The organism is Roseibium sp. TrichSKD4 (assembly GCF_000148725.1).
Classification (GTDB): Bacteria; Pseudomonadota; Alphaproteobacteria; order Rhizobiales; family Stappiaceae; genus Roseibium.
The window spans coordinates 517,625-543,957 of sequence record NZ_GL476319.1; the positions used below are offsets into that span (position 1 = coordinate 517,625).

Sequence of the window (26,333 nt, forward strand, 5' to 3'; positions counted from 1 at the left end):
GGAGTTCCATGACAGGCCAGCTTCCCGGTTTTCAAGAAAGCACAGTAAAACCCAACGACCTGGCCGGTCACAGAGAACGATTGCGAGAACGGTTTAGATTGGGGGGCGAACCTGCCTTGCCCGACTATGAGCTGCTTGAACTGCTGCTGTTTTCCGCCCTGCCCCGCCGCGACACCAAAAAAGTTGCCAAAGCCCTATTGGCGAAGTTTGGCTCATTTTCGGCTGTTTTGAGCGCGCCAAGAGCCCGACTGAAAGAAGTCAGCGGCATTGGCGACGTCGCCGTCGATACACTTCACGCCATTCATGCTGCGGTCATTCGCGCCAATCGGGAAGACATACGGGATCGCCCACTGCTCGACAGTTGGTCAAAGGTGATTGCGCATGTTCAAAACGCCATGGGGCATTTGACGATCGAGCAATTTCGCATCCTGTTTCTGGACAAGAAAAACGGCCTGATTGCCGATGAAGTTCAGCAGGAAGGCACGGTTGATCACACACCGGTGTATCCACGGGAAGTGATCCGCCGCGCACTGGAGCTCCAATCCACAGCGCTGGTGCTGATCCATAATCACCCCTCTGGCGACCCGACCCCCTCGCGCGCAGACATTCAAATGACCCGACAACTGGTAGAAATTGCCAAACCATTGGGAATTGAGATCCACGACCACATCATCGTGGCGCGCGGTGCTCATGTCAGTTTTCGGGGTATGCAACTTATGTGATATTATTTCAATGTATAAAATTTATAAGAGAATAACTCATTGCTAAACCTGAGAAAATCAAATCATTAACCAACCTTATCCGGCTTTCTTTAATACGTTTATGTGACCCTTTCTTCGATTGAATTGAGGGTTTGGTTAGTATGAAAACACAAGCGGGGCGCGCGGGAGGCCAAATAGCCAACGCGATCATCGTGCCCATGTTTGCTGTCATTATTGTTTCGCTGTTCAGCGTTTTCGGCTTGCTGGCTTGGTCGTCCAGCCTGTCCGATAAGGCTGCCGAGCAGAGCGAACGCCAACTCCTGATCGGCGCGACGGAACTGAAGCTTGAACAAATGGGCAAGCAACAGATCGGCACCGTCATCTGGGACAAAGCCTATTATAAAACCGCAGGCCCTTTCCTTGATGAAGCCTGGATTGTTGACAACCTGGCCAAATGGCAATTGCAGAACCACGGCTTCACCAAGATGGCGCTGATTGGACGAAACAGGGAAACCACTTTCTCCTATTCGTCCGATAACAAGAACCTATGGCTAACCGACGACGTTGAAAGCCAAGTCCACGGGCTCATAGCGAAGGTTCGCGCCCGGTTCATCAACGCTTTTGAGCGCACGGACACCGGGCTATTTCGTTTCAAACCAGATTATCGGATCAATGAGCGTTCGATTTTTGAAAATGGCCTCGCGGTCATTGATGACCAGCTATATATGATCAGCGCTTCGGCCATTGCGCCAGAAACACAGATTATTTCTGTTGCAAAGCGCGCACCGGTCGTCCTTGTGAACGCCCGCCCCGTAAATAAGGGCGTTCTGGAAATCTTCACCAAAATCTCTGGTCTGACAGGGCTCAAAATATCAACCGAGGAAAACGCATACACACGCAGTCCGGCTCATATCGACCTGAAAGCTCCAAATGGAAAGAAAATCGCCGAACTGCACTGGCAGGTAAATACACCCGGGACGTCAATGCTGAACCGTGTTTTGCCAATTTTTGCGATCCTCGCGATTGCAGTTTTGGGGCTAACACTTGGCATCATCGACTTCACCCGCCACGCCACGAAACGTATGGCAAAGAGTGAGGCAAATGCTGTTCATGCAGCTTCCCACGACGCCCTCTCGGGTCTCCCGAACCGGGAGAACTTCCGAAATCGATTAACCTGTGCACTGGTTGAAAAACGTGCCCGTAACATCAGCACGGCTGTTGTTTATATAGATTTGGACCGGTTCAAGGATATCAATGACACCTTGGGCCATGCTGCCGGCGATGAGGTCATTCGAACCGTATCTACACGCGTCCAGCCGATCATCGCGGACAAAGGGATGATGGCCCGCATCAGCGGCGACGAGTTCGCATTGCTATTGCCAGAGGCGCATGGGCGTGAATGGATCGAACACGTTCTCAAACAAGTTCAAGACTGCCTCGCACGCCCAGTGAAAATCGGGTCAACAGAGCTGCACATTGGCCTATCTATGGGGATTGCTGTGGCTCCGCAAGACGGCACAATCGCCGGTGATCTATTGCGAAAAGCCGATATTGCCCTCTATGAAGCCAAAAACGAGGGCCGTGGTCGGTGGGCATTTTTCCATGCAGCCATGGAAGAGGATGTTCGCACCCGCGATCAGATGTCGCGTGATCTTCGCAAAGCGCTAGAGAATGACGAACTCCAAATCGCCTATCAGCCGCAATGTTGCGCAATCGATCGTGAGATTGTCGCTGTGGAATCTCTCGTGCGTTGGCTGCCAATTAATGGCAAACCGGTCCCCCCGTCAGTCTTTATTCCCGTTGCCGAGGAAACAGGTCTGATCAACGACATTGGCCTGTGGGTACTAAACAGGGCTTGTAAGGACGCCGCAAAATGGCCAGATCTGATTGTCTCGGTCAACGTCTCACCAACCCAGTTCAAACATCCACGCTTTGCCGAAAAACTGGTCCAAACGCTGGAAAAGAATAATTTCCCGCCAAGCCGACTGGAAATTGAAGTCACGGAATCAGTGTTCCTTGGAAGCGACAAGGTCAATCTGGAAACCCTTCAGCGCTTGAAGGAACTGGGGGTCAAGATTGCCCTGGACGACTTTGGCTCAGGCTATTCCAGCCTCAGTTACCTGCGCCGGTTTCCGTTCGACACGCTCAAGATTGATCGGGATTTCACCAGTTCCATCAATGATGGCAAAGAGGCACGCGATATCCTCGCAATCATGATCCAGCTCGGTTACGCGCTTGGCATGTCTATAGTGGCAGAGGGGATTGAAGACGAAGGGCAATTCCAGTTTCTTCAAGGGCTTGGCTGTCATCGCATGCAAGGCTACCACTTGGCAAAGCCTTTGGCAGCAGATGATCTCAGCGAGTTTCTGGACGATTACGAAATGCAACGTGTTATGGAAGCACCTGAACCGGATCAGCCTCCGCGCCAATTCGCATGAGGTTCGCACCCCTCGCCTCAGTTTCTCATAAGACGGCCTGTCAGCTCATCGGAAACAATATTAAAGGTCTTAAAAGGCTCAGTTCTGGGGCTATTTACGTCAGCTGACAGCCCCTCAAGAACTTTGAGACCCATCTGGCCAAAACCAACGCGCACCATGTCCTCAAGCCAACTTTCATGCTGCGAAAGACGTTGTTCAGTCAGTCGGTTACCTGAATTGAGAAACTCCTGATGCTCGGTAACGTGACCCAAGAGATCGTCGATTCTTTCACCATCGCGCGCGGACAATTCGCACACAGGAACACGCCAACTGTCCGTCCTGCCGCGAAACAGGCTCAACGCACCGGCAACATCGGATGCAGCCCGGCGAGCCACCTGCCCCATGTCAGACTTGGTGACAGCTACCAGATCCGGAAGCTCCATAACGCCGGCCTTCATGAACTGAAGACTGTCCCCGGAGCCCGGCTGAATGCATAGCACGACGGTATCCACCGCCTGCGCAAGATCGCTCTCCGATTGCCCGATCCCGACCGACTCCACAATCACGCGATCACTGACCGCCCTCAGAACCGCTATTGCCGCCATCGCGTGATCTGAAAGCCCGCCAAGCCGGTCTCTCGCGGCCATGGAGCGAACAAAGACGCCCATATCATCCGGGTTGGTTTGAAAACGGGTTCGATCACCCAGCAATGCTCCGCCGGTGAAACGCGAAGACGGGTCAATCGCGAGAACGCAAACCCGCTCCCCCTTGCTGCGATAAGAGCGGATCAAGGCATCAATCAGCGTAGACTTGCCAACACCCGGTGGTCCAGTCAGTCCAAGAACATGTGCCTGAGCATGACCTGCCGCATGATCGAGAAAAGTTGCAAGGTCTGCGGTTCCCCACTCAGTTTCAATCCGAGTCAGGATGCGCGAAAGCGCCCGTTTGCCGCCTGATCGAATGTCCTCAAGGCTCGGAAACGCTGTCACAAGCTTCCCTTCCCGCTCAGAACTCAGCCGCGTGATTTGCGAAGCGTCGCCTGTGCTGCTGCCAAGCGGGCAATCGGCACACGGAAAGGCGAACAAGACACGTAGTCCAGATCGACACTTTCACAGAAGTGGATAGATGACGGGTCGCCGCCATGCTCCCCGCAAATGCCGAGCTTGATATCAGGCCGTGTGGACCGTCCGCGTTCAGCCCCGATCTTGACCAACTCACCTACGCCGTCCTGATCAAGAGAGACAAACGGATCTTGTTCGATCAAACCTTTGGCTTGATAGGTCCCGAGGAAAGAGGCCGCATCATCGCGCGAGATGCCAAAGGTTGTTTGCGTAAGATCATTGGTTCCAAAAGAGAAAAACTCTGCTGACTTGGCGATTTCCGCACCTTGCAGGGCTGCACGCGGCAGCTCGACCATTGTGCCAACCTGATATTCGATCGTGGTGCCGGTTTCTGTTGCAACAGCTTCGGCCATGGCTTCAATCCGGGAGCGAACCAGATCCAGCTCGCCTTTGAGACCAACCAAAGGCACCATGATTTCAGGAACAACAGGCGCGCCAGTGATCTTGGCCGCCTCCACTGCAGCTTCAAAGATCGCCCTCGCCTGCATTTCCGCGATTTCCGGATAGGAAACGAGAAGTCGGCACCCGCGATGGCCCAGCATGGGGTTGAATTCCTCAAGCTCCAACGACCGTTCACAGAGCTTTTGCGCATCCACGCCCATGGCTTTCGCGACATCAGCCAGTTCTTCATCCGTTTTCGGCAAGAACTCATGGAGCGGCGGGTCCAAAAGACGGATTGTGACCGGCAAACCCTTCATGATTTCAAAGATTTCAGTGAAATCCTTCCGTTGCATTGGAAGAAGTTTCGAAAGGGCTGCGCGGCGGCCATTCTCCGTTTCGGCAAGGATCATTTCACGGACAGCAACAATCCGCTCGCCTTCAAAGAACATATGTTCGGTCCGACATAGACCGATGCCTTCCGCACCAAACTCACGAGCAACACGCGCATCGGCAGGTGTTTCCGCATTGGTGCGAACCTTCATGCGGCGGACCCTGTCAGCCCAACCCATCAAGGTGCCAAAATCACCAGATAGTGTTGGCTGCAACATGGCGACCTGACCGGAAAGGACCTGCCCAGTTGCGCCGTCTATCGTGATGATATCGCCCTTTTTCAAGGTGCGACCAGCAGCAGAAACAGTCCCGTTTCGATAGTCAATGCGAAGCATACCGGCACCCGACACGCACGGTTTACCCATGCCGCGCGCCACCACTGCAGCATGGGAAGTCATGCCGCCGCGGCTCGTCAAAATGCCTTCCGCCGCATGCATTCCATGAATGTCTTCCGGACTGGTTTCAACGCGCACCAGAATAACAGGACGTCCAGAAGCCTTCGCCTCTTCAGCCTCATCAGACGTAAAGACGATTGCGCCGGAAGCAGCCCCTGGAGACGCGGGCAGACCAGTTGCAACAATGTCGCGTTCGGCTTTCGGGTCGATGGTCGGGTGAAGCAACTGGTCCAAAGCACCTGGCTCAACACGCCCCACAGCTTCATCTTCGTTGATCAAACCTTCCGCAGCCATATCAACGGCAATCTTAAGTGCCGCTTTTGCGGTCCGCTTTCCAGAGCGCGTTTGCAACATCCAAAGTTTGCCCTGCTCGATGGTGAACTCCAGATCCTGCATGTCGCGGTAGTGCTCTTCCAGCTTGTCGCAATAGGTCTGGAACTCCGCAAACGCTTCCGGCATCAGCGCTTCAAGAGAGGCCTTGCTGGACCCTGCTTCCTTTCGTGCTTTTTCGGTAATGTCCTGCGGCGTGCGGATACCGGCCACAACATCCTCGCCCTGGGCATTTACGAGGAACTCGCCATAAAGAGCCTTTTCTCCAGTCGATGGATTTCGGGTAAAGGCAACGCCGGTGGCTGACGTTTCACCCATGTTGCCAAAGACCATGGCCTGAACGTTGACCGCAGTGCCCCAGTCGCCCGGAATTTCATGGAGGCGGCGGTAGGTCTTCGCGCGCGGGGTCTCCCAAGACCCGAAGACAGCGCCAATTGCGCCCCAAAGCTGCTCGTGCGGATCCTGCGGGAACGGACGTTCAAGCGAGCGCTCGACGATTGCCTTGAATTCCTCGATGATCTTGATCCAGTCATCAGCGGTGATTTCCGTATCAAGCGACAGTTCGTTCTTGTCCTTGTGATCCTCAAGAACCTCTTCAAACTCGTGATGGCCCACGCCGAGAACAACATCGGCATACATCTGAATGAACCGGCGGTAACTGTCATAGGCAAAGCGCATGTCGCCGGAAGAGGCGCCAATGGCCTTGACCGTTTCGTCGTTCAAGCCGAGGTTCAAAACCGTATCCATCATGCCCGGCATAGACACGCGTGCACCGGAGCGAACGGAAACCAGCAAAGGCTTATCACCGTCGCCAAACTTGCGGCCGGTTGCCTGACCAACGGTCTCAAGCGCAGCATTCACCTGCGCTTTCAGCTCATCGGGATAGGTTTCTCCGTTTGCGTAATACCATGTGCAGACTTCGGTGGTGATGGTGAAACCGGGCGGTACAGGCAGGCCGAGACTACTCATCTCGGCAAGGTTGGCCCCTTTGCCTCCCAGAAAGTTCTTCATGTCTGCAGCACCTTCTGCAGACCCATTACCGAAATTCAAGACCCACTTGGTCATTCCTACTCCCCCTGTCGTGCTCGTGAACTGGCAGCGAGCCGAAATATTGCACTGCACATTCCTGCTATGGGAGACGAGGAGCCGCAAGGCCTTTTTTCGTCGAATACCGGTTTCGTGACAAATATGCGACAAGGTGCCCATTCTGCATATGCACGCCCTGCAAGAAGATTCGGCCAGATTGTTTTGATTTTTAACTGAAAACTCAGCCAGTTCTCGCTGGAGAACTTGCCCGACCGCCTTATTGAAGCCATTGTCCGTAAGACATAGTGATAAAAAGCCCCGTTCCTTCCTGAGAGGTGTCATGACCAACAGTTCCAACACGTTCCGCCGCACCGGTGCCCTTTGCGGAAAATGGAGACAAGCCGCTTTGGCCAGTGTTGCAGTGTTGGCCCTGAGCACGTCCGCCCTTGCTGAGGCGAAGCCCGGAGATTTGCTTTTAAGTGAGGAATATCTGGGCACACCGCCAGACCTGCCGATCACCCTGTCCGGCAGCTATCTGTCTGGATGGATCGCGGGCTTTAACAACGACTTCGGTGCAGCCGCGGCCTTTTTTCAGGAAGCCTTAAACGCTGACAACACCAATGACGGGCTTTTGGAGCGCACATTCCGGTTGAAGCTTGCCAATGGCGAAATGATTGAGGCCACTCACTATGCGCAGGTTCTGGAAGACCGGGATAAAGGGAACTTCCTGAGCACGCTGGTTCTTGGAAGTGACGCTATCCTGAAGGGAGACTACCAGCAAGGTGCGACCATTTTCGGTGAGCCGGTTTCCGGCCCCCTTGCACAGCTGTCAACCGGGATAGCCAATGCCTGGGCGCTTTATGGGGCGGGACAGCTGGATGGCGCATTTGAACAAATTGATCGCTTGAGCGGACCAGAGTGGTTCATAGCTTTCAAGGAATATCACATGGGCATGATTGCCTTTGCCGCGGGGCAAAAGGAACGTGCTCTTGATCACATCGAAAACGCGTTTCAGGCCGACAGCGGCGCCATCCGCATTGTGAACGCCTATGCCCGAACTCTTGCTGCAAATGGTGACAAGGACAAGGCACTGGACGTTCTGGATGAATACAATGCTTTGATGAACGGGCATCCGCTGCTTCTCGATACCCGTGCCACTGTGGCTGGTAACGCCCCGATCCCGCCAATGATCGTGGATCCGGCAGTCGGTATCGCAGAGATCCTGTTTGGCATTGGCTCGGCAATCGGGCGGGATGGCGGGGAAGAACTGTCCATGTCCTATTTGCGCCTCGCGCTCCATCTTGACCCCAAAGCAGAATTTGCAGCCGTTGCCCTTGGCGGCATCTATGAGCGCTTGTCCCAGCCCGCACAGGCCATCGCCGTTTTGGAAAAAATTCCGACAGGCAGCGTCCTTAAGCGCAATGCGGAAATTCAAGTGGGTCTGAATTATAACGCGCTGGAACAACTCGATCAGGCGCGTGATCACCTGAGCGCCTTGATCGAAGATGACCCCAAAGATGTTGAAGCGATCCTGACCCTTGGCAACATTCTGCGATCTCACGAGAAATTTGGAGAAGCAGAGGCCATCTACACCAAGGCAATCGACAGCCTTGACGAAATCACCTCTGAGAACTGGTTGGCCTTCTATTTCCGCGGCATTTGCCGAGAGCGCCTGAAGAAGTGGGACGCAGCCGAAATCGATCTTCGCAAGGCGTTGGAACTCAACCCGGATCAACCGCTAGTCTTGAACTACCTTGGGTATTCGCTCGTTGATCAAGGCCTGAAGCTAGATGAAGCGCTGGGCATGATCGAAAAGGCAGTCGAACTGCGTCCGAATGATGGGTATATCGTCGATAGTCTCGGCTGGGTCTATTACCGGCTTGGACGTTATGAAGAAGCTGTGAAAGAACTGGAGCGCGCTGTCGAGTTGCGTCCGGCCGATCCGGTTATCAACGATCACCTTGGTGATGCTTACTGGAAAGTCGGTCGCCGTCTGGAAGCTCGCTTCCAGTGGAATCATGCCCGCGATCTGGAGCCGACAGAGGAAGAGCTACCGAAGATCCTCGACAAGATCGCAAATGGAATGTCGGAAGAAACCGGCAAAGACGCTGCCAAGGCCGAGGGCGGCGAAACCGACGACTGACCCTTTAGGCAATGTTGAAAACAAAGATCACCCCGATGGCAGGCGAACTTGCGCGGGCCAAGGTCAATCTCGCACTGCATGTGACCGGCCAGCGCTCTGATGGATATCATCTGCTGGACTCGCTGGTGGCGTTTCCGTCCGTTGCCGATCGCGTCACGCTGATAAGGGGCGGCACCGATGGGCTTAACATCACCGGACGATTTTCAGATAGTTTAACGTCAGACAGTGGCAACAACCTGATTTTAGCCGCCCGCCGCGCCCTTGAACAAATGGTCGGACGCCAATTCGGTCCCCTTCACTTTGAATTGGAGAAAAACCTTCCCATTGCCTCAGGCATCGGAGGTGGGTCCGCTGATGCTGCGGCAGCACTGAGGCAAATGAATGCGCAACTGGAGCTGGGCTTATCCGAGAGCGAGTTGGCCGTGATCGGCTTGCAGCTCGGCGCGGACATTCCGGTGTGTATTGGGTCACGAGTTGCGCTGATGCGCGGGATTGGTGAAGAGCTGGAAACCGTCCCACAGCTGCCTGACTGCAGCATGATCCTCATCAATCCGGGAGTTTCTGTCTCCACCATCCCTGTCTTCAAAGCACTGGCTCAAAAAGACAATCCGCCACTTCCTCCCCTACCGGATAGATGGGGCACCCTCGATACTCTGGTGGCATGGCTCCATCAAACTCGGAATGATTTGGAGCCGGCAGCGATAACCGTCTGCCCGGAAATTGCGGATGTGCTTGCAAGTCTTGATTCCGTGCCAGCTGTGAAACTGGCACGCATGTCCGGATCGGGAGCAACTTGCTTCGGCATATGTGAAAAAGGCCTCGAAACCGAGGCCCTTGAAACACTCAAAGCAGCCCACCCGGATTGGTGGGTGGCCGCTGGAAGTTTGAACTAGTCAGCAGACACGAGCGATGCAGAACGCGACTGCGTCGGCCAAGGCATCCCGATGCGGTCCTTCAGGCAACTGATCCAGCGCAGACATGGCGCTGGCACCATAATCCCGAGCACGCTGAACCGTGTCGGAAATCGCGTCGTATTTGGTCATCAAGGCAATTGCCTGATCAAGATCGCCATCGCGAATGTCATTGTCTTCAAGGCACCGCTTCCAGAAAGCCCGATCTTCGTCGGTTCCGCGTTTGACCGCCAGAACCACCGGAAGCGTTATTTTGCCTTCGCGGAAATCATCACCAACGTCCTTGCCGAGATCAGCGCTGGTTCCGCCATAGTCAAGCGCATCATCAACCATCTGAAAGGCAAAGCCGAGTTCCAGACCATAGGTCCGGGCAGCGGCTTTCATGGATGCATCCTGATCAGCGATCACGGGCCGACTTCCGCCGCCGCAGCAAACAGCGCTGCGGTTTCGCCTCAATTACCTTCAGATACTGCTCTTCAGTCGTTGCGATATTTGGCCGCGCCCAACTGCATGACCTCGCCTTCAGCGATGATTGCCGAGGCTTCCGACAAGATACGCAGAGCTTCAAGGGAGCCAACATCAACCATCATCTTGAAGGCTTGTCCAAGAAGATAGTCACCGACAAGAACGCTCGCCTGATTGCCCCAAAGCTTGCGCGCAGCCAGTTTGCCGCGCCGCATGTCGCTTTCGTCAACCACATCATCGTGCAGGAGCGTGGCCGTGTGCATGAACTCGACAGATGCTGCCAGCACCACATGCCCGTCACCGCGATAGCCAAACATGTCAGCGCAGGCGAGTGTCAGCATGGGACGCAGCCGCTTGCCACCCGACGAAATCAAGTGCCGGGCAATTTCCGGAATCAGATCGACGTTTGATCCAGCCTTGGACAGGATCAGCTGATTGACCTCCTCCATGCCGCCGGAAACCAGGTCCAGAAGCGGCTCAATGCTCGGCTGAGGTGTCTTCGGTTCATTCCTAGATGCGACTACCGCCACGAATGGCACTCCTTGTATTCGAATTGGGCGGACAATATGGCGGTCAAGGCGCTTCGGCAAGGGAGCAATTGCTTGACAATCCGTTCATTAAACGACGCAGCACTTGCTCGGCAATTGCAAAATCAGTGGCAGTGTGGTTTCGAAGATGTATGGAAGAACTCGTCCGAACAAACGACCCCGTCCTGATTTCCTTTCTGGAATCCCTTCTGGGAGAAGCAGGAATCGAACATTTCATTGCAGATGGAAACATGAGCATTCTCGAAGGTTCCATCGGCATGATCCCCCGGCGCGTGCTTGTGGATTCTGACCAGATCCACAAGGCGCGACTGATTGTCACCGAGGCAGGATTGGCTCACGAACTCTGGCCGGAACGTCCCAGACATGACTGAAACGGCCAGCCCTGAACCGGTTGTGGAAACAACACGCGATGCCTTTCTGGGAGGCAGGGTGCATGTATACCAGCCCGCAAAGGGACGCCACAGGGCCGGACTGGATGCCGTTTACTTGGCAGCTGCACTGCCCGACGATACGACCGGCCATGTGGTTGACCTTGGAGCGGGTGTTGGCACCGCCGGATATTGCGCAGCCTCACGGCTTGAAAACATTTCTGTGAGCTTGGTCGATATCGACCCCGTCGTCCTGAATTTGGCACGCCACGGTTTATCAGATCCGGAAAATGCCAGCTTTGCGGGTCGGATTAAAATTCTTGAAGCCGATATCACCGCCAAGGGGAATATCCGCCACAGCAGTGGACTGACACCGAACCTTGCGGATCACGTGATCATGAACCCGCCCTATTATGAGGCAGATCGCTTTCGTGCCTCGCCGAAAACGGACAAGGTTGGCGCGCATATGCTCGATGAACGGGGGTTGGACCCATGGGCCAAAACCGCAACCGATATTGTTCGGGACGGCGGCAGCCTGACCATGATCTTTCGCGCCGACGGTCTTCAGGACGTGCTGCAGGTCTTGTCGAAGAGATTCGGCGCAATCGATATCTTGCCCATGCATCCGCGCCCTGGCGCGCCGGCAACCCGCATTCTGCTCCGGGCCATTCGCGCCAGCAAAGCCCCTCTTCAACTGCTTCCCGGCCTCGTTCTCCACACAAGTGAAGGGTCCGAATTCAAAGAGGACGCCCGCGCCGTCATGCGCGACGGCGCTGGATTGGGTCTCAAGTCCCGCCGCTAATGGGCGTTACAAATTTCAGGTCAATGAACCTGAATTTCCCCGTTTGCGTAGCGGTAATCCATCGGCTCCAAAAGGTTTTGATGCGCGACGCGGACCGCGTGAATGCGGCCGTCGATCTCCCGGTCCCAAAACTCAAGAAACTTGTTGAGCTCCGGAAAATGCGGGGCAAGATCCTCGGTTTGCCACAAAAAGCTTTGGAGCAATTTGGGGTGATCCGGCATCCGGTACAGGATTTCGGCTGTCAGCAAGCCATAACCCAGGATGCGCTTGCGAAAATCGGAACTGGTTTCCATGATCCTCTCACTCTCCTTCAGGTTAAAGGAAAAGTGTCAGCGGGATCTGGTTAATCAAAGCTTAAAATTGCTAGTTTTAGTCAATCATTACATATATTTAGCAGCACTTTAACCAGAGTGCTACCAACACTGATTATACAAAAGCAACGCGATTTACTGAGTTTGAATGGAAATCAGATAGCCCAAAAAGGCATCGATTTCCTCAGGCGAAAATTCAATCTCTGGCATCTGGTCATGGCCCGCCACGATGCCTTCTGCAAGGCTTTCTTCAAGATACTCAACCGGATAGAGCTTCGAGATATCGCGGAAGGCGGGTGCATCCGCCATCGGGCTCGGATCGGACGTTCCGGTGGCATGACATAGCCCGCACATGATTTCCGCCATTTCCTGCCCTTCAGCGAGAGTGGCGGCATCTGTTGGATAAGGCGCGGCAACAGGCATGTCCGGTTCCTGCATCCAGAAATAGATGCCGACTGCAACACCGACAGTCACCAGCCCAAGAACAGCATATCTCATGTCACCACTCCCCTTTGGCCACCTACATAAATCATGGTGTTTAAGAGACTACGAATAATAGGAAGCTTTTATACATCACACCAGCGACCATCCCATGCACGCGCAAATGAACATGTCCAAAGGTCGAGTGGCCAAATGGATGTAAAATCGTGCATGGTTTCTGGAAATCTGCCGATCCCTTTCCTCTCGAACGCTCTCCCTATATGGATAGGTGAAACAAGACCGGCGCATGTTTTCCAGGAGCTCCCATGACCGTACAGACCCTTCCCGGTTCGATTGATGAAACACTGGCTCTTCTGGACAGCGCTGGCTATGTCGCAGATCGTGCGCTGGCGACCGTGCTTCATCTCGCCCTGAAAATGAAAAGGCCGCTGTTTCTGGAAGGGGAAGCAGGTGTCGGGAAAACGGAAATTGCCAAGGTTCTCTCCCAGACGCTGAACCGGGACCTCATACGCTTGCAGTGCTATGAAGGCCTTGATGTCAGCTCAGCTGTTTATGAATGGAACTACCCGGCCCAGATGGTGGAAATCCGGGTGTCCGAAGCTGCTGGGGAAACGGACCGCGCTGACCTTTCCAGTTCCATTTTCGATGAACGGTTTTTGATCAAGCGCCCGGTGTTGCAAGCGCTGGAACCCTCGTCCAAAGGGCCGCCCATCTTCCTGATCGATGAATTGGACCGGGCAGATGAAGCCTTTGAAGCATTTCTGCTGGAAGTTCTGGCCGATAGTCAGGTGACCATTCCCGAACTTGGAACAATCACGGCTGAAGAACCGCCAATTGTCATCATCACGACCAACCGGACGCGAGAAATCCATGACGCGCTGAAGCGCCGCTGCCTTTATCATTGGGTGGATTATCCGGATGCCGAACGCGAGCTTGAGATTGTCCGCAAGAAAGTCCCCGGCGCGCCAGAGCGGCTGGCAGCGGAAGTCGTCGCGTTTGTTCAGGCGCTGCGCAGCGATGAAGACCTCTTCAAGCAACCAGGTGTTGCCGAAACGCTGGATTGGGCCACAGCTCTCAGCGAACTCAGTGAAATCGCCCTTGATCCGGACATGGCGTCTGACACACTCGGTGTCTTGTTGAAATATCAGGACGATATTGAGCGCGTTCGCGGCTCCAAGGTCCGGCAGTTGGTTGAGGACATCCGCAAGGACACGACCCGCGCCCAGACCACCTTGACCTCCACAGGCTAGACCATGACCGAGATCGCGGAGCTTCGCGGCTCATCGGACAGCCGGATTGTTGATAATATCGTCTACTTTGCGCGGACCTTGCGCAAGGCCGGACTGCCTGCAGGGCCGTCTACGGTTGTCGATGCTGTTCGTGCTGTCGAGGTTGCGGGCCTCAAGAACCGCGATGATCTTTACTGGACGCTTCATTCGGTCTTCGTCCGCAAGCGCGAGCACCGGGTGCTCTTTGACGAAGCCTTCCGGATTTATTGGCAAAGCCGCGGACTCGTTGAAAAAATGCTCGCAATCCTGTCACCGGCGGCCCCTCCGCGCGGTGAACCGGAAAAACCCAAAGCTGGACAAACGCGGGTCTCCCAAGCCTTTCAGGCCGCTCAGGAGCGCCACAGTGAGGCGACCAAGCCGCAAGTCGAAGTAGACGCGAAGTTCACTGTGTCCGGCAAGGAGCTTTTGCAGGCCAAAGACTTTGCTCAGATGACAGCGGAAGAAGTCCAAGAGGCAAAGGCCGCTTTGCGAGCGCTGACTTTGCCCATGGACAAGATCCGCCAACGTCGCCTTGCCCCATCGCATAAAGGACGCATTGATCCGCGCCGGACTTTGCGGGCGTCCATGCGCGCGGGCGGGGATATCATTGACCTGAAATTTCGCAAACCCATCGAAAAACGACCACCGATCGTCGCGCTCTGCGACATATCCGGTTCCATGAGCCAATACACCCGCCTGCTTCTGCATTTCATGCATGGCATCATGGCCGAGCGGCGCGATGTTCACACCTTCCTGTTTGGCACACGGCTTACCAACGTCACCCGCCAGCTTCGGATGAAAGACCCGGATGAAGCCCTGATGGCCTGCAGTGACGGCGTGGAGGACTGGTCCGGCGGCACCCGGATCGCGACCGCGCTGCACGAATTCAATCGCGTGTGGTCACGCCGCGTCTTATCGGGCAACCCAACGGTTCTCTTAATCACCGATGGTCTGGAACGGGATACGGATGAAGACCTTGAGCGGGAAATGGATCGCCTCAATCGATCCTGCCGTCGTCTCATCTGGCTGAACCCGCTTTTGCGCTTTGATGGGTTTGAAGCAAAAGCCAAAGGCATTCGCGCCATGCTGCCCCATGTTGATGAGTTCCGTGCGGCCCATTCGCTGGATGCAATTGAAGATCTTGTTGCAGCGCTCGGAGCCGATCAAAAGGCAGCGATTGCTACAGACCCGAGGATTTGGTTGTCAGGAACATGAGAAGTCCACCTGCCCCTGACGCTTTGGGGGCGCGTCAGGGCACAGGCAATGAGGTGTGATGTAAGGAGGAGCATCACATAGACACCGAAGAGAAAGACGTGTTCATGTCATCAACTTCGAAGCTGCGATGAGCCTACTTTCGGGATGCCGAAAGTAAATGCGACATCCAGTCCCTGCGACAGGTGCGCCGCGCGTCGTTCGACCGCGGAAAAACGACTTGCATCACGGCAGAGCGATGACAGGCGTTCGCACACCAACCCGTTGAAACAAATCCGCAATATCGTGATTGGCCATGCGAATGCAGCCATAGGACACAGCCCGTCCGATAGAACCGGGGCGGTTTGTACCGTGGATGGCGTAATTGCCGTTGGACAGCGTCATAGCCGCAATGCCCATCGGATTATTCGGCGCACCGCCGCGGATCAGCCGTGGCAAATGGGGGAAATCGCGGCGCACTTCTGGCGACGGTGACCAGTCTGGACGCACATGTTTTCCGATGATCTGCGCCTGTCCGGTCCAGGCTTTGGCAGGTCGACCGACAGCCACCTTGTAGCGGATCGCCCTTTGCCCCCGCAGGACAAGATAAAGACGACGTTCTGAATTTCGGATCACGATGGTTCCGGGCCGAAAACGATGGTCCTGAAAGCCAACAACTTCAGCAGCCTGAGACGGCTCTGCCGTTCCAAACAATCCTGCAATGACGCAACAAAGCGCTATAATTAACGATAAGGCATTGATACGCATGACCTTTCTCCACCCTGTTTTGGGCAGAAACTTACATCATGCGACGCTGTGTCAGAAGGCATTCGACCAATTTTCTTAAGACTTGGTTAAGGTTTGGGCCCGACCGGCGCATATCGTCCGCCTGACCAGAGATGGAGAACATAGCCGGGCTGGCTCCTGTCCCCTTTCTCGTCAAAGGAAACAGCACCCAATAGTGTCTCAAATTGCCCGTCTGCCAACGCAGCACCAACAGCCTCAAAATCCAATGTCCCGGCCTGCTCCACAGCCTTGGCCCACAACTCGATAGCGGCATAAGTCGCCACATCATAGCCACGTGCGACAACATCAGCTTCTGCTAGTCGTTCTGCGAAGCCTTTGGCGCTGGCAAGGTCCGCCAGATTGGGTGGCAGGGCAAACAAAGTGCCCTCGCCAGCCTCACCACTCAGGAGCCAGAATTCATCAGTGCCTAGCGCATCACCCCCAATCATCTGAATGGTCAAGCCACGCCGGGCAAACTCGCGTTGAAGGCTCGCCGCTTCCGGGTGATAACCACCGAAAACAAGGACTTCCACATTATCCAACTGCAAAATCGACCCGAGGGTCTGATACTCAGGCGCGCCCGGATCAATCGCCTCGTAAATCGTTTCGCGGATGCCTCTTTCATTCAGTTGCGCGCGAACAGCGTCAGCCAGCGCTTTTCCGTAAGCGGACTTATCGTGCACGATAGCTATGCGCGCGTCAGAAAGGTCCTTCGCGAGACCCTCAACAATCGCGGCAGCCTGCTCATCATCACGTGGGGCCAGACGAAACAGTCCCGGTCCTGCGCGGTCGTCTGTCAATTGTGGCAATGTAGTTCCGAGCGTGATTTGCAAGATGGAACGCTCCGCCAAGATTGGAGCAGATGCCAGCGTGGCACTGAAACAAAAGTTGCCAACAACAAGCGATACGCCACTGCCGACCATCTGATTGGCCACCGCTTTTGCTTCTTCTGCATCACACTTGTCGTCACTTGTGACCAGCGTGACCGGCTCCCCCAAAATCCCGCCGCGCGCATTGATATCAGCCGCCGCGACGCGGGCACCTATGACCATTTGTTCACCGAAGGGAGCAAACTCTCCGGTCAATGGCCCGGCAACACCAATTTGAATCTCGGCCCGCGAGGGCAAGGCCGAAAGCGCCAGCACCCAGAAAAGGCAGAAGATTTTCGACGCTGTTTTCATCACTCAATCCGCAATCCAGTCAATCGAGCGGACCATAGGCAGAACCTGGCCCGGAGAAAAGCCCGTTTAAACAAACTTTGCACCCCTGCACCTCGCCAAGTTCAAATTCAGGCTATATGTTGGCAGATGAAGAGCAATCAAAGATCCGTTTCCAATCTCAAGATCGTGAAAGGACGTCCGGCCTTGGTTTCCGGCTCACCCGATCAAAATACATCCGCACCAAATGACGCGCAGCCCGCTTCAAACGAACTGACCTCGCAGGTCTTTCGTGAAGCGATGAGCTGCGTGCCTGCAGCTGTCCATGTTGTCACCACAGATGGCGTGGCTGGGCGGTGCGGCGCCACTGTCTCCGCCTTTTGTTCCGTCTCTGATGATCCGCCCAGTGTGCTCATCTGCCTGAACCGGTCGACACGGATGCACAGCACAGTCCTGCAAAACCGCGTGTTTTGCGTGAACACCCTGTGTGATGGCCATGAAAACGTGTCGGATGTGTTTGCGGGACGCGGTGACATGGCGATGGAGGACCGCTTCTCGCAACTTGCATGGACACCGCTGGCAACTACCTGCCCAGCCCTTGATGAGGCTAGTCTGAATATTGATTGCGAGATTTTCAGCCTGACAGAAATGGGCACTCACTCGGTGATCATTGGCAAGGTGCTAGATATCCGCATGCGCGAGCCCGGCGATTCCCTGCTTTACTTCAAGCGCGGATACACCAGCGTTTCCACCTGAAAGACGACGACACAAAGATGCCCGGCTCAAGAAACCTGATCACAGATGTTCCCGGCATTCGCGTCGGCAATGCGCAGAGCAGCACAATCAAGTCGGGTGTTTCTGTTATTTGGCCGGATGAGCCGTGTGTAGCCTCGGTCGCCATTCACGGCGGCGCGCCGGGCACCCGCGAGGTCGCGCTTCTGGAACCGGAACAAACGGTTGAAGCCGTTGACGCCATTGTCCTGTCCGGCGGGTCTGCCTTTGGCCTTGATGCAGCCGCAGGCGTGCAGGCCCGCCTTCGCGAACTGGGCCACGGATTTGCGGTTGGCGATGTACGCGTTCCCATAGTGCCCAGCGCGATCCTGTTCGATCTTTTAAACGGCGGTGACAAAGACTGGGGATCAGCAGCCCCTTACAGGGATTTGGGGCGCACCGCCCTGAATGCCGCCGGTACTGATTTTGAGCTTGGCTCGGTCGGGGCCGGATATGGCGCGACGACTGCCAATTTGAAAGGTGGCCTTGGGTCTGCCTCCATCACCTTGGCAAATGGTGTTACCGTTGGTGCACTGGTGGCCGTCAACGCGCTCGGCCGAGCCACCATTGGCGACAGCAAGCACTTCTGGGCAGCCCCACATGAAATCGGAAAGGAGTTTGGCGGGTTTGGTCTCCCTTCCCCCCTTCCTGATGGTGCGACGGACGTTAAAACCAAGCTGGACGCTTTGACGGCTGGAGCAAACACAACAATTGCCGCCGTAGCGACAGACGCAATTCTGACAAAAGCTGAAGCAAAGCGCCTTGCCGTGATGGCCCATGATGGCATGTCCCGCGCCTTGTGGCCTGCACACACCCCGTTGGACGGCGATCTGATCTTTGCCCTCTCAACCGCAAAACAACCGTTGAAAGACGGACTGTCCGACATGGTGCAGCTAGGGGCCGCCGCGGCCTCCTGCCTTGCTCGGGCCATTGCCCGCGGCATTTACCATGCAAGCCCTGCCGACAATGATCCCGTTCCAACCTGGACACAAAAACACGGCTGACGAAGATCGCCAGCCGTGCCTGATTATCCATCATGAGGAGCTTATAATTACTCGGCCGCTTCCATGAACGAGCCGGATCCATCCCGGTCGTCATTGCCGTTTTTCTCTAGCTGCTCAAGCAGTTGCGAACGCTTCGCAGCAGCCTTTTCCATGTTGGCTTCTTTCACCGGACCGAATCCACGAATTTGATCCGGAACACGAGCCAGTTCCACGACAAGTCCGTAGTTGGACGGTGTGATGTCCTTCACAATGCGCTTCAGATCAGCCTTGTATTGCTCGATCAAGGCACGCTCAGCCTTGCGTTCAGCGGTCTTGCCAAACGGATCGAGCCAGCTGCCACGCAGATGCTTGAACTTGGTCATCAAACCAAAGGCCGTGAAGATCCAAGGACCGAACGCTATCTTCTTCGGTCGGCCTGTCCGCGCATCGATCTGTTGTGCCAGAAGCGGTGGAGCGAGATGAACCTTCAGCTTCTTTGGATCAGCAAAACGCGCAGCAACCTTCTTCTTGAAGGCCGGGTCGGAGTAAAGCCGTGCGACTTCATACTCATCCTTATAGGCCATGACCTTGTAGAGCATATCTGCCACTGTCGACGTCAGACGCTCCGTTCCTGGACCATGTTCACGGTCCGCCTTTTGAACCATGCCAACCAGATCGCGATAAACCCCGGCATAAGCCGTGTCCTGATAGGCAGTCAGCTCTTTGGCAAGCTGCTCGATCTTTTCATCAAGACTCAGCTCAGGCTGCTTTTCCTCACGCGGCAGCTTGTCCAAAATGAGATTGGCATCAGCCACCAAAACACGCCCTGCGCGGAACGCCTGAATGTTTGGCTTTACCGCAGCACCGTTCAGCTCCAGCGCGCTTTCAATCGCCTTGGCAGAAACCGGAATGCTGCCGGACTGATAGGCCATGCCAACAAGCAGCATGTTTGCGAAGATGGCATCGCCCAGAAGCTTTTCTGCAATTCCAGCTGCATCCATCGCCAGATAAGTCGCTGACCCGTCATTCAGAGCCCGGTCCATGCGAATTTCGTCAAAGGACAGCGTTTGTTTGAGAACAAACTCAGCCGTTGGCGCAACGCGCGTATTGGCCACTGTGGTTGTCGCCTTACGGTTCGCCATTGCCAGCTGCTCGGCATTGGTCGCAACCACCATGTCACTGGCCAAAAGCAGATCAAGGCTTGCCGTTGGAACACGCGGACCCTCGATGCTGCGATCAGCAGCTGCAAAGCGAACATGAGAGGTCACAGGACCACCTTTTTGGGCAAGACCCGTCATGTCGAGTGTTGAGGCTTGTTTGCCATCGATATGCGCAGCCATTGCCAAAACGGCACTGATGGTGGTGACGCCCATACCGCCGATCCCGGCAACCAGCATGTTGTGCGTGCGCTCAAGCGACGGCAATTCTGGCTTGTCGATGGAGGCAACCAGCGCATCGATATCAACTTCTGCCTTTTCCGGCTTCTTGAGCGCTGCACCCTCGATCTCGACAAAAGACGGGCAGAAACCCTTCACACAGGTGAAGTCCTTGTTACAGCTGGACTGGTTGATCTGACGCTTTTCGCCAAATGGTGTTTGAAGAGGCTCGACTGACAAGCAGTTAGACTGAACCGAACAATCTCCGCAGCCTTCACAGACCCGGTCATTGATGAACATCCGCTTGTCCGGATCGGGAAAGAGGCCCCGTTTGCGGCGGCGACGCTTTTCAGCAGCACAGGTCTGATCGTAAACAATCGCCGTCACGCCTTCAGTTTTTTGAAGCTCTTTTTGAACATCCATCAGGTGGTCGCGGTGATGAATGTCGGTGCCCGGCGCAAGATTGCTCCAAGAGCCGTAAACCTCAGGCGTTTCACTAAGGAGAACGACCTTCTTGACACCTTCCGCAGACAACTGGCGGGTAATTTGCGGTACGGTCAACGTACCCTCAACATCCTGACCACCGGTCATGGCTACAGCATCGTTGTAGAGGATCTTGTAGGTGATGTTTTCTTTTGAGGCCAAAGACTGACGAATGGCAAGAATGCCCGAGTGGAAATAGGTTCCATCACCCAGATTGGCGAAAACATGCTTGTCGTTGGAAAACGCGCTTTGCCCCATCCAGATCACGCCTTCACCGCCCATGGCGATCTGACCATCGGTCACACGGCCAGCAACCTCAGCCATCGCGTGGCAACCGATTCCTGGCAGGGCACGGGAGCCTTCCGGTACAACGGTGGATGTGGAGTGCGGACAGCCGGAACAGAAATAAGGAATGCGGGCTGCCCGTTCTGCATGGCCTTGTGCCCACATCACCTGACGGTTCATGCGCTCTGAAACCTCACGCATTTCCGGCGTGATGGCCTCTTCGGGAAGCCATTTCAAAAGCGCTTCGATGATTTCGGCAACAGACAGCTCAAGCACATCCGACAGGAATGGCGCGCCATTCGGCTGGGTCTTGCCCCAGATTTGCGGACGTTTTTCAGCGTTCCAGTGGTACGAAATTTCCTTGATCTGCGTTTCAAGGAAGGCACGCTTGTGCTCAACAACGAGCATTTTCTCAACACCGCTGGCAAAGCGGGTGATCCCTTCCGGCTCCAGCGGCCACGGCATTGCGACCTTGTAAATCGCCAGACCAAATTTTCGAGCGCGTTCTTGCGTAAATCCAATTAGATCAAGCGCCTGACGCAAGTCGCGATAGGCCTTGCCGGTGGCAACGAGACCAAGTTTCACACGGCGGTCCGCGCCAAAGGCCACCCGATCCAAGCCGTTTGCCCGCACATAGGCCTGCGCAGCCGGCAGACGCAATTCGCGGATCAGGCGTTCGGTTTCAAGGCGGTTCCCAAGGAAGAGGTCACGGTTCTGGCGATAATCCTCGCGCGGGTCCTGCTCGCTAGGGCGCAGAAACTGCAGCCGGTCATCATTGACGTTGATGGTCGCCGACGCATCCATCGTGTCTGCCAGACAGATGATGGCCGTCCACAAACTGGAGAAACGGGACATTTTCAGTCCGTGCAGGCCGTAGTCCAACACATCCTGAATATCGGAGGGGTTCAGGATTGGCGTTTCGGCGTGCTGGAAGAAAAATTCGCTCTGCGCCGGAAGGATGGAGGATTTTGCAAGATGGTCATCCCCGGCAAGCGCCAAAACACCGCCATGACGATCTGTGCCGGACGCACAGCCTTGCTTGAGGGCATCACCTGCCCGGTCAACGCCGGGAGCCTTGCCGTACCAGATACCAAACACGCCGTCATAGTCAGAGCCCTGTCCATGCAAGCGAGCCTTCTGTGATCCCATAACGGCTGACGCACCAAGTTCCTCGTTGATGCCTGGTTTGAACACAACATCATGACTGGAGAGATGGCGCTTTGCCCGCATCAGCTCGGTGTCATATCCACCCAGAGGGGAGCCGCGATAGCCGGAGACAAATCCCCCGGTTTTCAATCCATTTGCGCGGTCCAGACGCACGCGGTCTAGCGTAAGCCGCACCAGCGCCTGGATTCCGGTCAGATAAACCTGACCGCTTGTTGCCACATACTTGTCTTCAAGGGTGATCCCTTGACGGATATCGTGGGGCACGTGAACATTCATCCGATCTCCCTCCTTGCCGGATTTTATTGGGCCCGTCGTCCTGGCCTCGTATCATCAGACTAATATCGTTTTTTTCTCGGGCAATTTCTGTGCTATCGTCCCGCCTACAACCAAAAACAACGCGTAAAAATTCCTCTCCAGAGCCATGAACGAAAAAAATCTACTCGACCCGTCGGATATTCGCGTTTTGCGTGTTCTTCAACGCGACGCATCAATGTCAATCGCAGATATCGCAAGGGAGGCAGGCATGAGCCAAACCCCTTGCTGGCGCCGTATAAAGAAACTCAAGGAACAAGGGATTATCAAGCAAATCACCGCAGTTATCGACCGAGAATCGGTCGGACTCGGGTTTATTGCCTACTCCTTTGTTAAACTGGCCGTACCAAGCCGGGAAAACATGGAGACTTTCGACAAGCTGGTGCATCACTGGCCGGAAGTTGTGATCTGCGAGCGCATCACGGGGGCTGTCGATTATCTCATCAAGGTCGTTGCCGATGACATAAAGGCCTATGACGACTTTCTCAGGCTGAAACTGCTGGACAACACGCTTGTGTCCGACGTTCAGTCGCGCATCGTGGTGAACACGGTCAAGGACACCTGTGTTCTACCGCTTCGAGAGAATTAAGTCTGCGGTCCAAATCGGGCTGGAGAAAACGGCTCAACGTCAACAGCTGGCGTCTGCCCAAGGATGAGTTCGCTCATCAGGCGGCCGCTCAGCGGGCCGAGCGTAAAGCCTGAATGACCGTGGCCGAAATTGTACCAGAGATTGGCCACTTTCTGGGACTTGCCAAGAACGGGCAGAGAATCCGGCAAACATGGGCGGCTGCCACACCAGGGTTCGGCGTCCACCGCCTCTCCAAGCGGAAATATCTCGCGCGCCCGACGCTCTGCAAGCGCCATCTGCGCCACGTTTGGCGCAGCGTCCCGATGCGAAAAATCAACGCCGGTCGTCAAACGGATTCCCTTTTCCATAGGAGTGAGCACGAAGCCATTCGACATATCGACAACAGGGCGTGACAAAGACGCCCCAGACCTTGGCCGGAAATGCAGGTGATGCCCACGTTTGACGGCCAGCGGAAAGGGGTCACCAAATTGCTTGCAGAACTCCCCTGACCACGGCCCGAGCGCAACGACCACATGCCGCCCCACCAATTCGCCGCGATCACAGGGCAGCATCCACTGGCCGCGAACCCGTTTTAACGGCGTCGCATCGGCTGAGAAAAACTTGCCGCCCTCACGCACAAAAGCCCGCCAAATTGCCTCCGTCACCGCACCGGGACTGGAGACCGATTCTGTCTGCGGCCAGAACAATCCGCTATAGCCCGTCGTGGTCAAATCACGTTCAAGACCCGCGATACCTTCTTCATCAAGCTCGTGGTAATCCACCCCGAACACCCGCGCAAAATACCGCTCTGTATCTCCGGCGGAAAAGCCGGGGCCGGACTTGAACAAGTGAAGCCAGCCGCTTTTTCGGTAGAATCGTTGGGAATTGGCCAGCTCAGAAAGCTTGGCATGTTCCTCCAGCACCATCTCGCGCATGCGCCCCATAATCCGCGCATAGTCTTGCACATGCCGTTGAGAGCCATAACGCTTATACGCGGCCAGCCAAGGCAACAGTTGCGGCAAGGCCTTCAGATCCAGTGAAACCGCCGAGGATTGGCCAAACAGGATCTGCAACAAAGTGATTGGATTGGACGGAAACGGATGCGGCGCAAAGCCGTTGCGCTCAACAACACCGGCATTGCCAAACGACGTTTCCTCGCCCGGATAGCGCCGATCCACGAGGATAACATCCAGCCCGCGCTGGCGTAGATGCATCGCGGTGGAAACCCCGATGATCCCTGCGCCCAGAACAATAACATCAGCCTGATGCAAGACACCCTCTTGGAAAAAAAGACAATTTATGTCTTACCCTAGTTTTTCCAGCAGACAAAAAGCACAAGGGCAATCCGCGTTATTTAACGGTTGAAAGGTCTGATTTTGGGCAAATATCTGATCACGCTCCCGTTTTCCGCCCTTGGCTGGATCGGACAACGTGGTGCCGCGGCCGTCGCGATTTCAGTCGTGATCGGCATGTTACTGCCGGCCTTTTCCAGCTACGCCCGCCCTTATCTGAGCGAGGCGGTGTTTGTCCTGCTTGTATTGGCTTTCATGCGGGTGGACACGGCGGCAATCCTTCTTCGTTTGAAACGTCCGACGCTTCTTCTCGCCTCAACTCTCTGGATGCTTCTGGCCCTGCCCCTTCTGGCGGTCGTACTGGTACATGCCACTGGTCTCATTGCATTGCGTCCCGAGGTGATGTTGGCCGTCTTCATTGCAACAGCCGCACCGTCCGTCATGTCCGCACCCGCTTTCATTTACCTGATGGGGCTGGACGGTGCCCTCAGCCTGACGGTGTTGGTCATCGGGATCATGGCGACGCCGTTAACAGCCCCGCTGATCGGCGTGCTAATGCTTGGACCAGACCTGCCGCTGAGCAGTTTGGATCTCGGCCTGCATCTCGCGCTCCTGCTCGGCGGCTCTTATGGAACTGCGTGGATCATTCGAAAGCTGGCTGGCGAGGCAAGGATCAGCACCGCGCGATATCAGATCGACGGGCTTAACGTCATGGTGCTTTTTTTCTTTGCCATTGCGGCAATGGATGGGGTGGCTGCCAGCTTTCTGGAGCGCCCTGTCTTCACAACCGTTATAGCCGCGCTCACCTTTGTGTTGGCTTTCACGCAAATCGTGTTGACGCTATTGGTGTTTTCAAAGTCTTCGCGCGCTGATGCATTCGTGATTGCCCATTCCAGCGGAGCGCGGAACATGGGCCTTCTGGTCGCTGCCCTTGGAGGCACATTGCCGGATGCCGCCTGGCTCTGGTTCGCCCTTGCCCAACTCCCAATCTACACCCTGCCCTATATCTTGCGTCCCTTTGGCAGACGGTACTGCGGGTTGGTTCAAGCACCTTCGACTTGAGGCAGACACAATTCCGGCGTTAGCTGTGACGACTTCAATTTCAAGTGAATTGATTTGATGAGACGGCTCCTGCTTGCATTCTCCGCCTTCTTTCTTGTTCCACTGGCCTCGTTTGCTGGCGATCAAGCCAGTTTGCAGATCCTTGGGTTTTCAAAGGATGGCAATCACTTTGCCTTTGAGCAATATGGCATTCAGGATGGATCGGGCTTTCCCTATTCCGAGATTTACGTCTTGGACGTGAAAGGCGACAAATGGGTGAAGCCCTCCCCTTTCCGCCGAACCGACGAAGTGGACGAAACCCAAGGTTACGATCCGGATCGACTGCTCACAGAAACCCGCAGCGAAAACCGTTTGGCCGCGCAGGAGTTGCTGAGTGGGTCCGGCATTGCCGGAAAAGGCGAGATCGTTGGTCACAACCCAATCACTGAACTCAACGCCAACCCTTTTGAAATGCGGGTCAATCCGCGCTTCGCGATTCCAGCGATTAATGGGGAGCTGACCGTATCGCTCTCTCAGTTTGACCTACCCGACGAAACCTGCAGCGGCTATGGAGCAGAAACCAAGGGGTTCCGGCTTAGTGTATCCCACGCCGGTCAAACCCGGACGCTCCATCACGACAAGATCCTGCCCAAAAGCCGGGGCTGTGCCTTGTCGTATCGCATCGACCGCGTGGTGACATACTTCCCGCAAGACCGGCTGCCGGTGATGGCCATCTTCGTCCATGTCAGCACGCTGGGTTTTGAAGGGCCAGATGGTCGCTTCATTGCCATCACCGCACCTTTTTGATCAAGAACTTCACCCCATCCTGGCTTAAACCGATTGAGTGGCCCTGCTCTGGCTTGCCCTGTCCGTATCCACGTGTTAGCGGGCTTGCACAATCCT

At 55.3% G+C, this 26,333-nt stretch carries 21 protein-coding genes and 1 pseudogene; 13 read left to right on the plus strand and 9 right to left on the minus strand.

Features of this window, described 5'->3' with window-relative positions; translation table 11 throughout:
• Window positions 1-8 precede the first annotated feature (8 nt).
• Entirely contained in the window at window positions 9-722 is a 714-nt protein-coding gene (gene radC / locus TRICHSKD4_RS18760; RefSeq protein WP_009468491.1) for a DNA repair protein RadC, read from the plus strand.
• 140 nt (window positions 723-862) lie between these two features.
• Window positions 863-3,139 (plus strand): bifunctional diguanylate cyclase/phosphodiesterase, encoded by a 2,277-nt coding sequence (locus TRICHSKD4_RS18765; protein WP_009468492.1) that lies wholly within the window; start codon window positions 863-865, stop codon window positions 3,137-3,139.
• Window positions 3,140-3,156: 17 nt separating this feature from the next.
• On the opposite strand, the gene meaB is transcribed toward TRICHSKD4_RS18765, so the two are convergent.
• Window positions 3,157-4,107, minus strand: a complete 951-nt coding sequence (meaB, locus tag TRICHSKD4_RS18770; RefSeq protein ID WP_009468493.1) for a methylmalonyl Co-A mutase-associated GTPase MeaB — start codon at window positions 4,105-4,107, stop codon at window positions 3,157-3,159.
• A 23-nt stretch (window positions 4,108-4,130) separates the two neighbouring features.
• The gene (gene ppdK, locus TRICHSKD4_RS18775) at window positions 4,131-6,800 is read right to left on the minus strand and encodes a pyruvate, phosphate dikinase (RefSeq protein WP_009468494.1); all 2,670 of its coding nucleotides are present in this window, start codon (window positions 6,798-6,800) and stop codon (window positions 4,131-4,133) included.
• A 301-nt stretch (window positions 6,801-7,101) separates the two neighbouring features.
• On the opposite strand from ppdK, the gene TRICHSKD4_RS18780 reads away from it, so the two are divergent.
• Both TRICHSKD4_RS18780 and TRICHSKD4_RS18785 read left to right on the plus strand, forming a co-directional pair.
• Window positions 7,102-8,904: a tetratricopeptide repeat protein gene (locus TRICHSKD4_RS18780; protein WP_009468496.1), complete on the plus strand. Its 1,803-nt coding sequence runs from the start codon at window positions 7,102-7,104 to the stop codon at window positions 8,902-8,904.
• Between the two features lie 11 nt (window positions 8,905-8,915).
• Window positions 8,916-9,797 (plus strand): 4-(cytidine 5'-diphospho)-2-C-methyl-D-erythritol kinase, encoded by an 882-nt coding sequence (locus TRICHSKD4_RS18785; protein WP_009468497.1) that lies wholly within the window; start codon window positions 8,916-8,918, stop codon window positions 9,795-9,797.
• Here TRICHSKD4_RS18785 and TRICHSKD4_RS18790 read toward each other — a convergent pair.
• A pseudogene (locus TRICHSKD4_RS18790) lies at window positions 9,798-10,810 on the minus strand (polyprenyl synthetase family protein).
• Between the two features lie 149 nt (window positions 10,811-10,959).
• On the opposite strand from TRICHSKD4_RS18790, the gene TRICHSKD4_RS18795 reads away from it, so the two are divergent.
• Together TRICHSKD4_RS18795 and TRICHSKD4_RS18800 are read left to right on the plus strand one after the other, a co-directional pair.
• On the plus strand, window positions 10,960-11,199 hold the full coding sequence (locus TRICHSKD4_RS18795; protein ID WP_009468501.1) for a DUF2007 domain-containing protein: 240 nt from the start codon (window positions 10,960-10,962) through the stop codon (window positions 11,197-11,199).
• The gene (locus tag TRICHSKD4_RS18800; protein WP_009468502.1) at window positions 11,192-11,998 is read left to right on the plus strand and encodes a tRNA1(Val) (adenine(37)-N6)-methyltransferase; all 807 of its coding nucleotides are present in this window, start codon (window positions 11,192-11,194) and stop codon (window positions 11,996-11,998) included. The genes TRICHSKD4_RS18795 and TRICHSKD4_RS18800 overlap by 8 nt, the downstream gene beginning before the upstream one ends.
• Window positions 11,999-12,018: 20 nt before the next feature.
• Here the strand turns inward: TRICHSKD4_RS18800 and TRICHSKD4_RS18805 are convergent, their stop codons facing one another.
• Window positions 12,019-12,291: an usg protein gene (locus tag TRICHSKD4_RS18805; protein WP_009468503.1), complete on the minus strand. Its 273-nt coding sequence runs from the start codon at window positions 12,289-12,291 to the stop codon at window positions 12,019-12,021.
• 153 nt (window positions 12,292-12,444) lie between these two features.
• On the minus strand, window positions 12,445-12,807 hold the full coding sequence (locus TRICHSKD4_RS18810; protein ID WP_009468504.1) for a cytochrome c: 363 nt from the start codon (window positions 12,805-12,807) through the stop codon (window positions 12,445-12,447).
• A 248-nt stretch (window positions 12,808-13,055) separates the two neighbouring features.
• Here TRICHSKD4_RS18810 and TRICHSKD4_RS18815 point away from each other — a divergent pair, with 248 nt between their 5' ends.
• Both TRICHSKD4_RS18815 and TRICHSKD4_RS18820 read left to right on the plus strand, forming a co-directional pair.
• Window positions 13,056-14,000, plus strand: coding sequence for a MoxR family ATPase (locus TRICHSKD4_RS18815; RefSeq protein WP_009468505.1), 945 nt, complete (start codon window positions 13,056-13,058; stop codon window positions 13,998-14,000).
• 3 nt (window positions 14,001-14,003) lie between these two features.
• Window positions 14,004-15,233 (plus strand): VWA domain-containing protein, encoded by a 1,230-nt coding sequence (locus TRICHSKD4_RS18820; protein WP_009468506.1) that lies wholly within the window; start codon window positions 14,004-14,006, stop codon window positions 15,231-15,233.
• A 222-nt stretch (window positions 15,234-15,455) separates the two neighbouring features.
• On the opposite strand, the gene TRICHSKD4_RS18825 is transcribed toward TRICHSKD4_RS18820, so the two are convergent.
• Window positions 15,456-15,977, minus strand: a complete 522-nt coding sequence (locus TRICHSKD4_RS18825; protein WP_009468507.1) for a L,D-transpeptidase — start codon at window positions 15,975-15,977, stop codon at window positions 15,456-15,458.
• Between the two features lie 86 nt (window positions 15,978-16,063).
• Entirely contained in the window at window positions 16,064-17,176 is a 1,113-nt protein-coding gene (locus tag TRICHSKD4_RS18830; RefSeq protein WP_040617106.1) for a branched-chain amino acid ABC transporter substrate-binding protein, read from the minus strand.
• Between the two features lie 126 nt (window positions 17,177-17,302).
• Between TRICHSKD4_RS18830 and TRICHSKD4_RS18835 the strand changes: the two genes are divergently transcribed.
• Entirely contained in the window at window positions 17,303-17,908 is a 606-nt protein-coding gene (locus tag TRICHSKD4_RS18835) for a flavin reductase (protein WP_208993131.1), read from the plus strand.
• 17 nt (window positions 17,909-17,925) lie between these two features.
• Window positions 17,926-18,927 carry a P1 family peptidase gene (locus TRICHSKD4_RS18840; protein WP_009468510.1) on the plus strand — a complete coding sequence of 334 codons (1,002 nt, stop codon included), beginning with the start codon at window positions 17,926-17,928 and terminating at the stop codon, window positions 18,925-18,927.
• Between the two features lie 47 nt (window positions 18,928-18,974).
• Here the strand turns inward: TRICHSKD4_RS18840 and TRICHSKD4_RS18845 are convergent, their stop codons facing one another.
• Window positions 18,975-22,493: an indolepyruvate ferredoxin oxidoreductase family protein gene (locus tag TRICHSKD4_RS18845; protein ID WP_009468511.1), complete on the minus strand. Its 3,519-nt coding sequence runs from the start codon at window positions 22,491-22,493 to the stop codon at window positions 18,975-18,977.
• 145 nt (window positions 22,494-22,638) lie between these two features.
• Between TRICHSKD4_RS18845 and TRICHSKD4_RS18850 the strand changes: the two genes are divergently transcribed.
• Window positions 22,639-23,118 (plus strand): Lrp/AsnC family transcriptional regulator, encoded by a 480-nt coding sequence (locus TRICHSKD4_RS18850; protein ID WP_009468512.1) that lies wholly within the window; start codon window positions 22,639-22,641, stop codon window positions 23,116-23,118.
• On the opposite strand, the gene TRICHSKD4_RS18855 is transcribed toward TRICHSKD4_RS18850, so the two are convergent.
• Entirely contained in the window at window positions 23,115-24,368 is a 1,254-nt protein-coding gene (locus tag TRICHSKD4_RS18855; RefSeq protein ID WP_009468513.1) for an FAD-binding oxidoreductase, read from the minus strand. The two genes, TRICHSKD4_RS18850 and TRICHSKD4_RS18855, sit on opposite strands and share 4 nt — an antisense overlap.
• A 105-nt stretch (window positions 24,369-24,473) precedes the next feature.
• Here TRICHSKD4_RS18855 and TRICHSKD4_RS18860 point away from each other — a divergent pair, with 105 nt between their 5' ends.
• The gene (locus TRICHSKD4_RS18860; protein WP_009468514.1) at window positions 24,474-25,451 is read left to right on the plus strand and encodes a hypothetical protein; all 978 of its coding nucleotides are present in this window, start codon (window positions 24,474-24,476) and stop codon (window positions 25,449-25,451) included.
• A gap of 57 nt (window positions 25,452-25,508) precedes the next feature.
• Window positions 25,509-26,237 (plus strand): DUF2259 domain-containing protein, encoded by a 729-nt coding sequence (locus tag TRICHSKD4_RS18865; protein ID WP_009468515.1) that lies wholly within the window; start codon window positions 25,509-25,511, stop codon window positions 26,235-26,237.
• Window positions 26,238-26,333 lie beyond the last annotated feature (96 nt).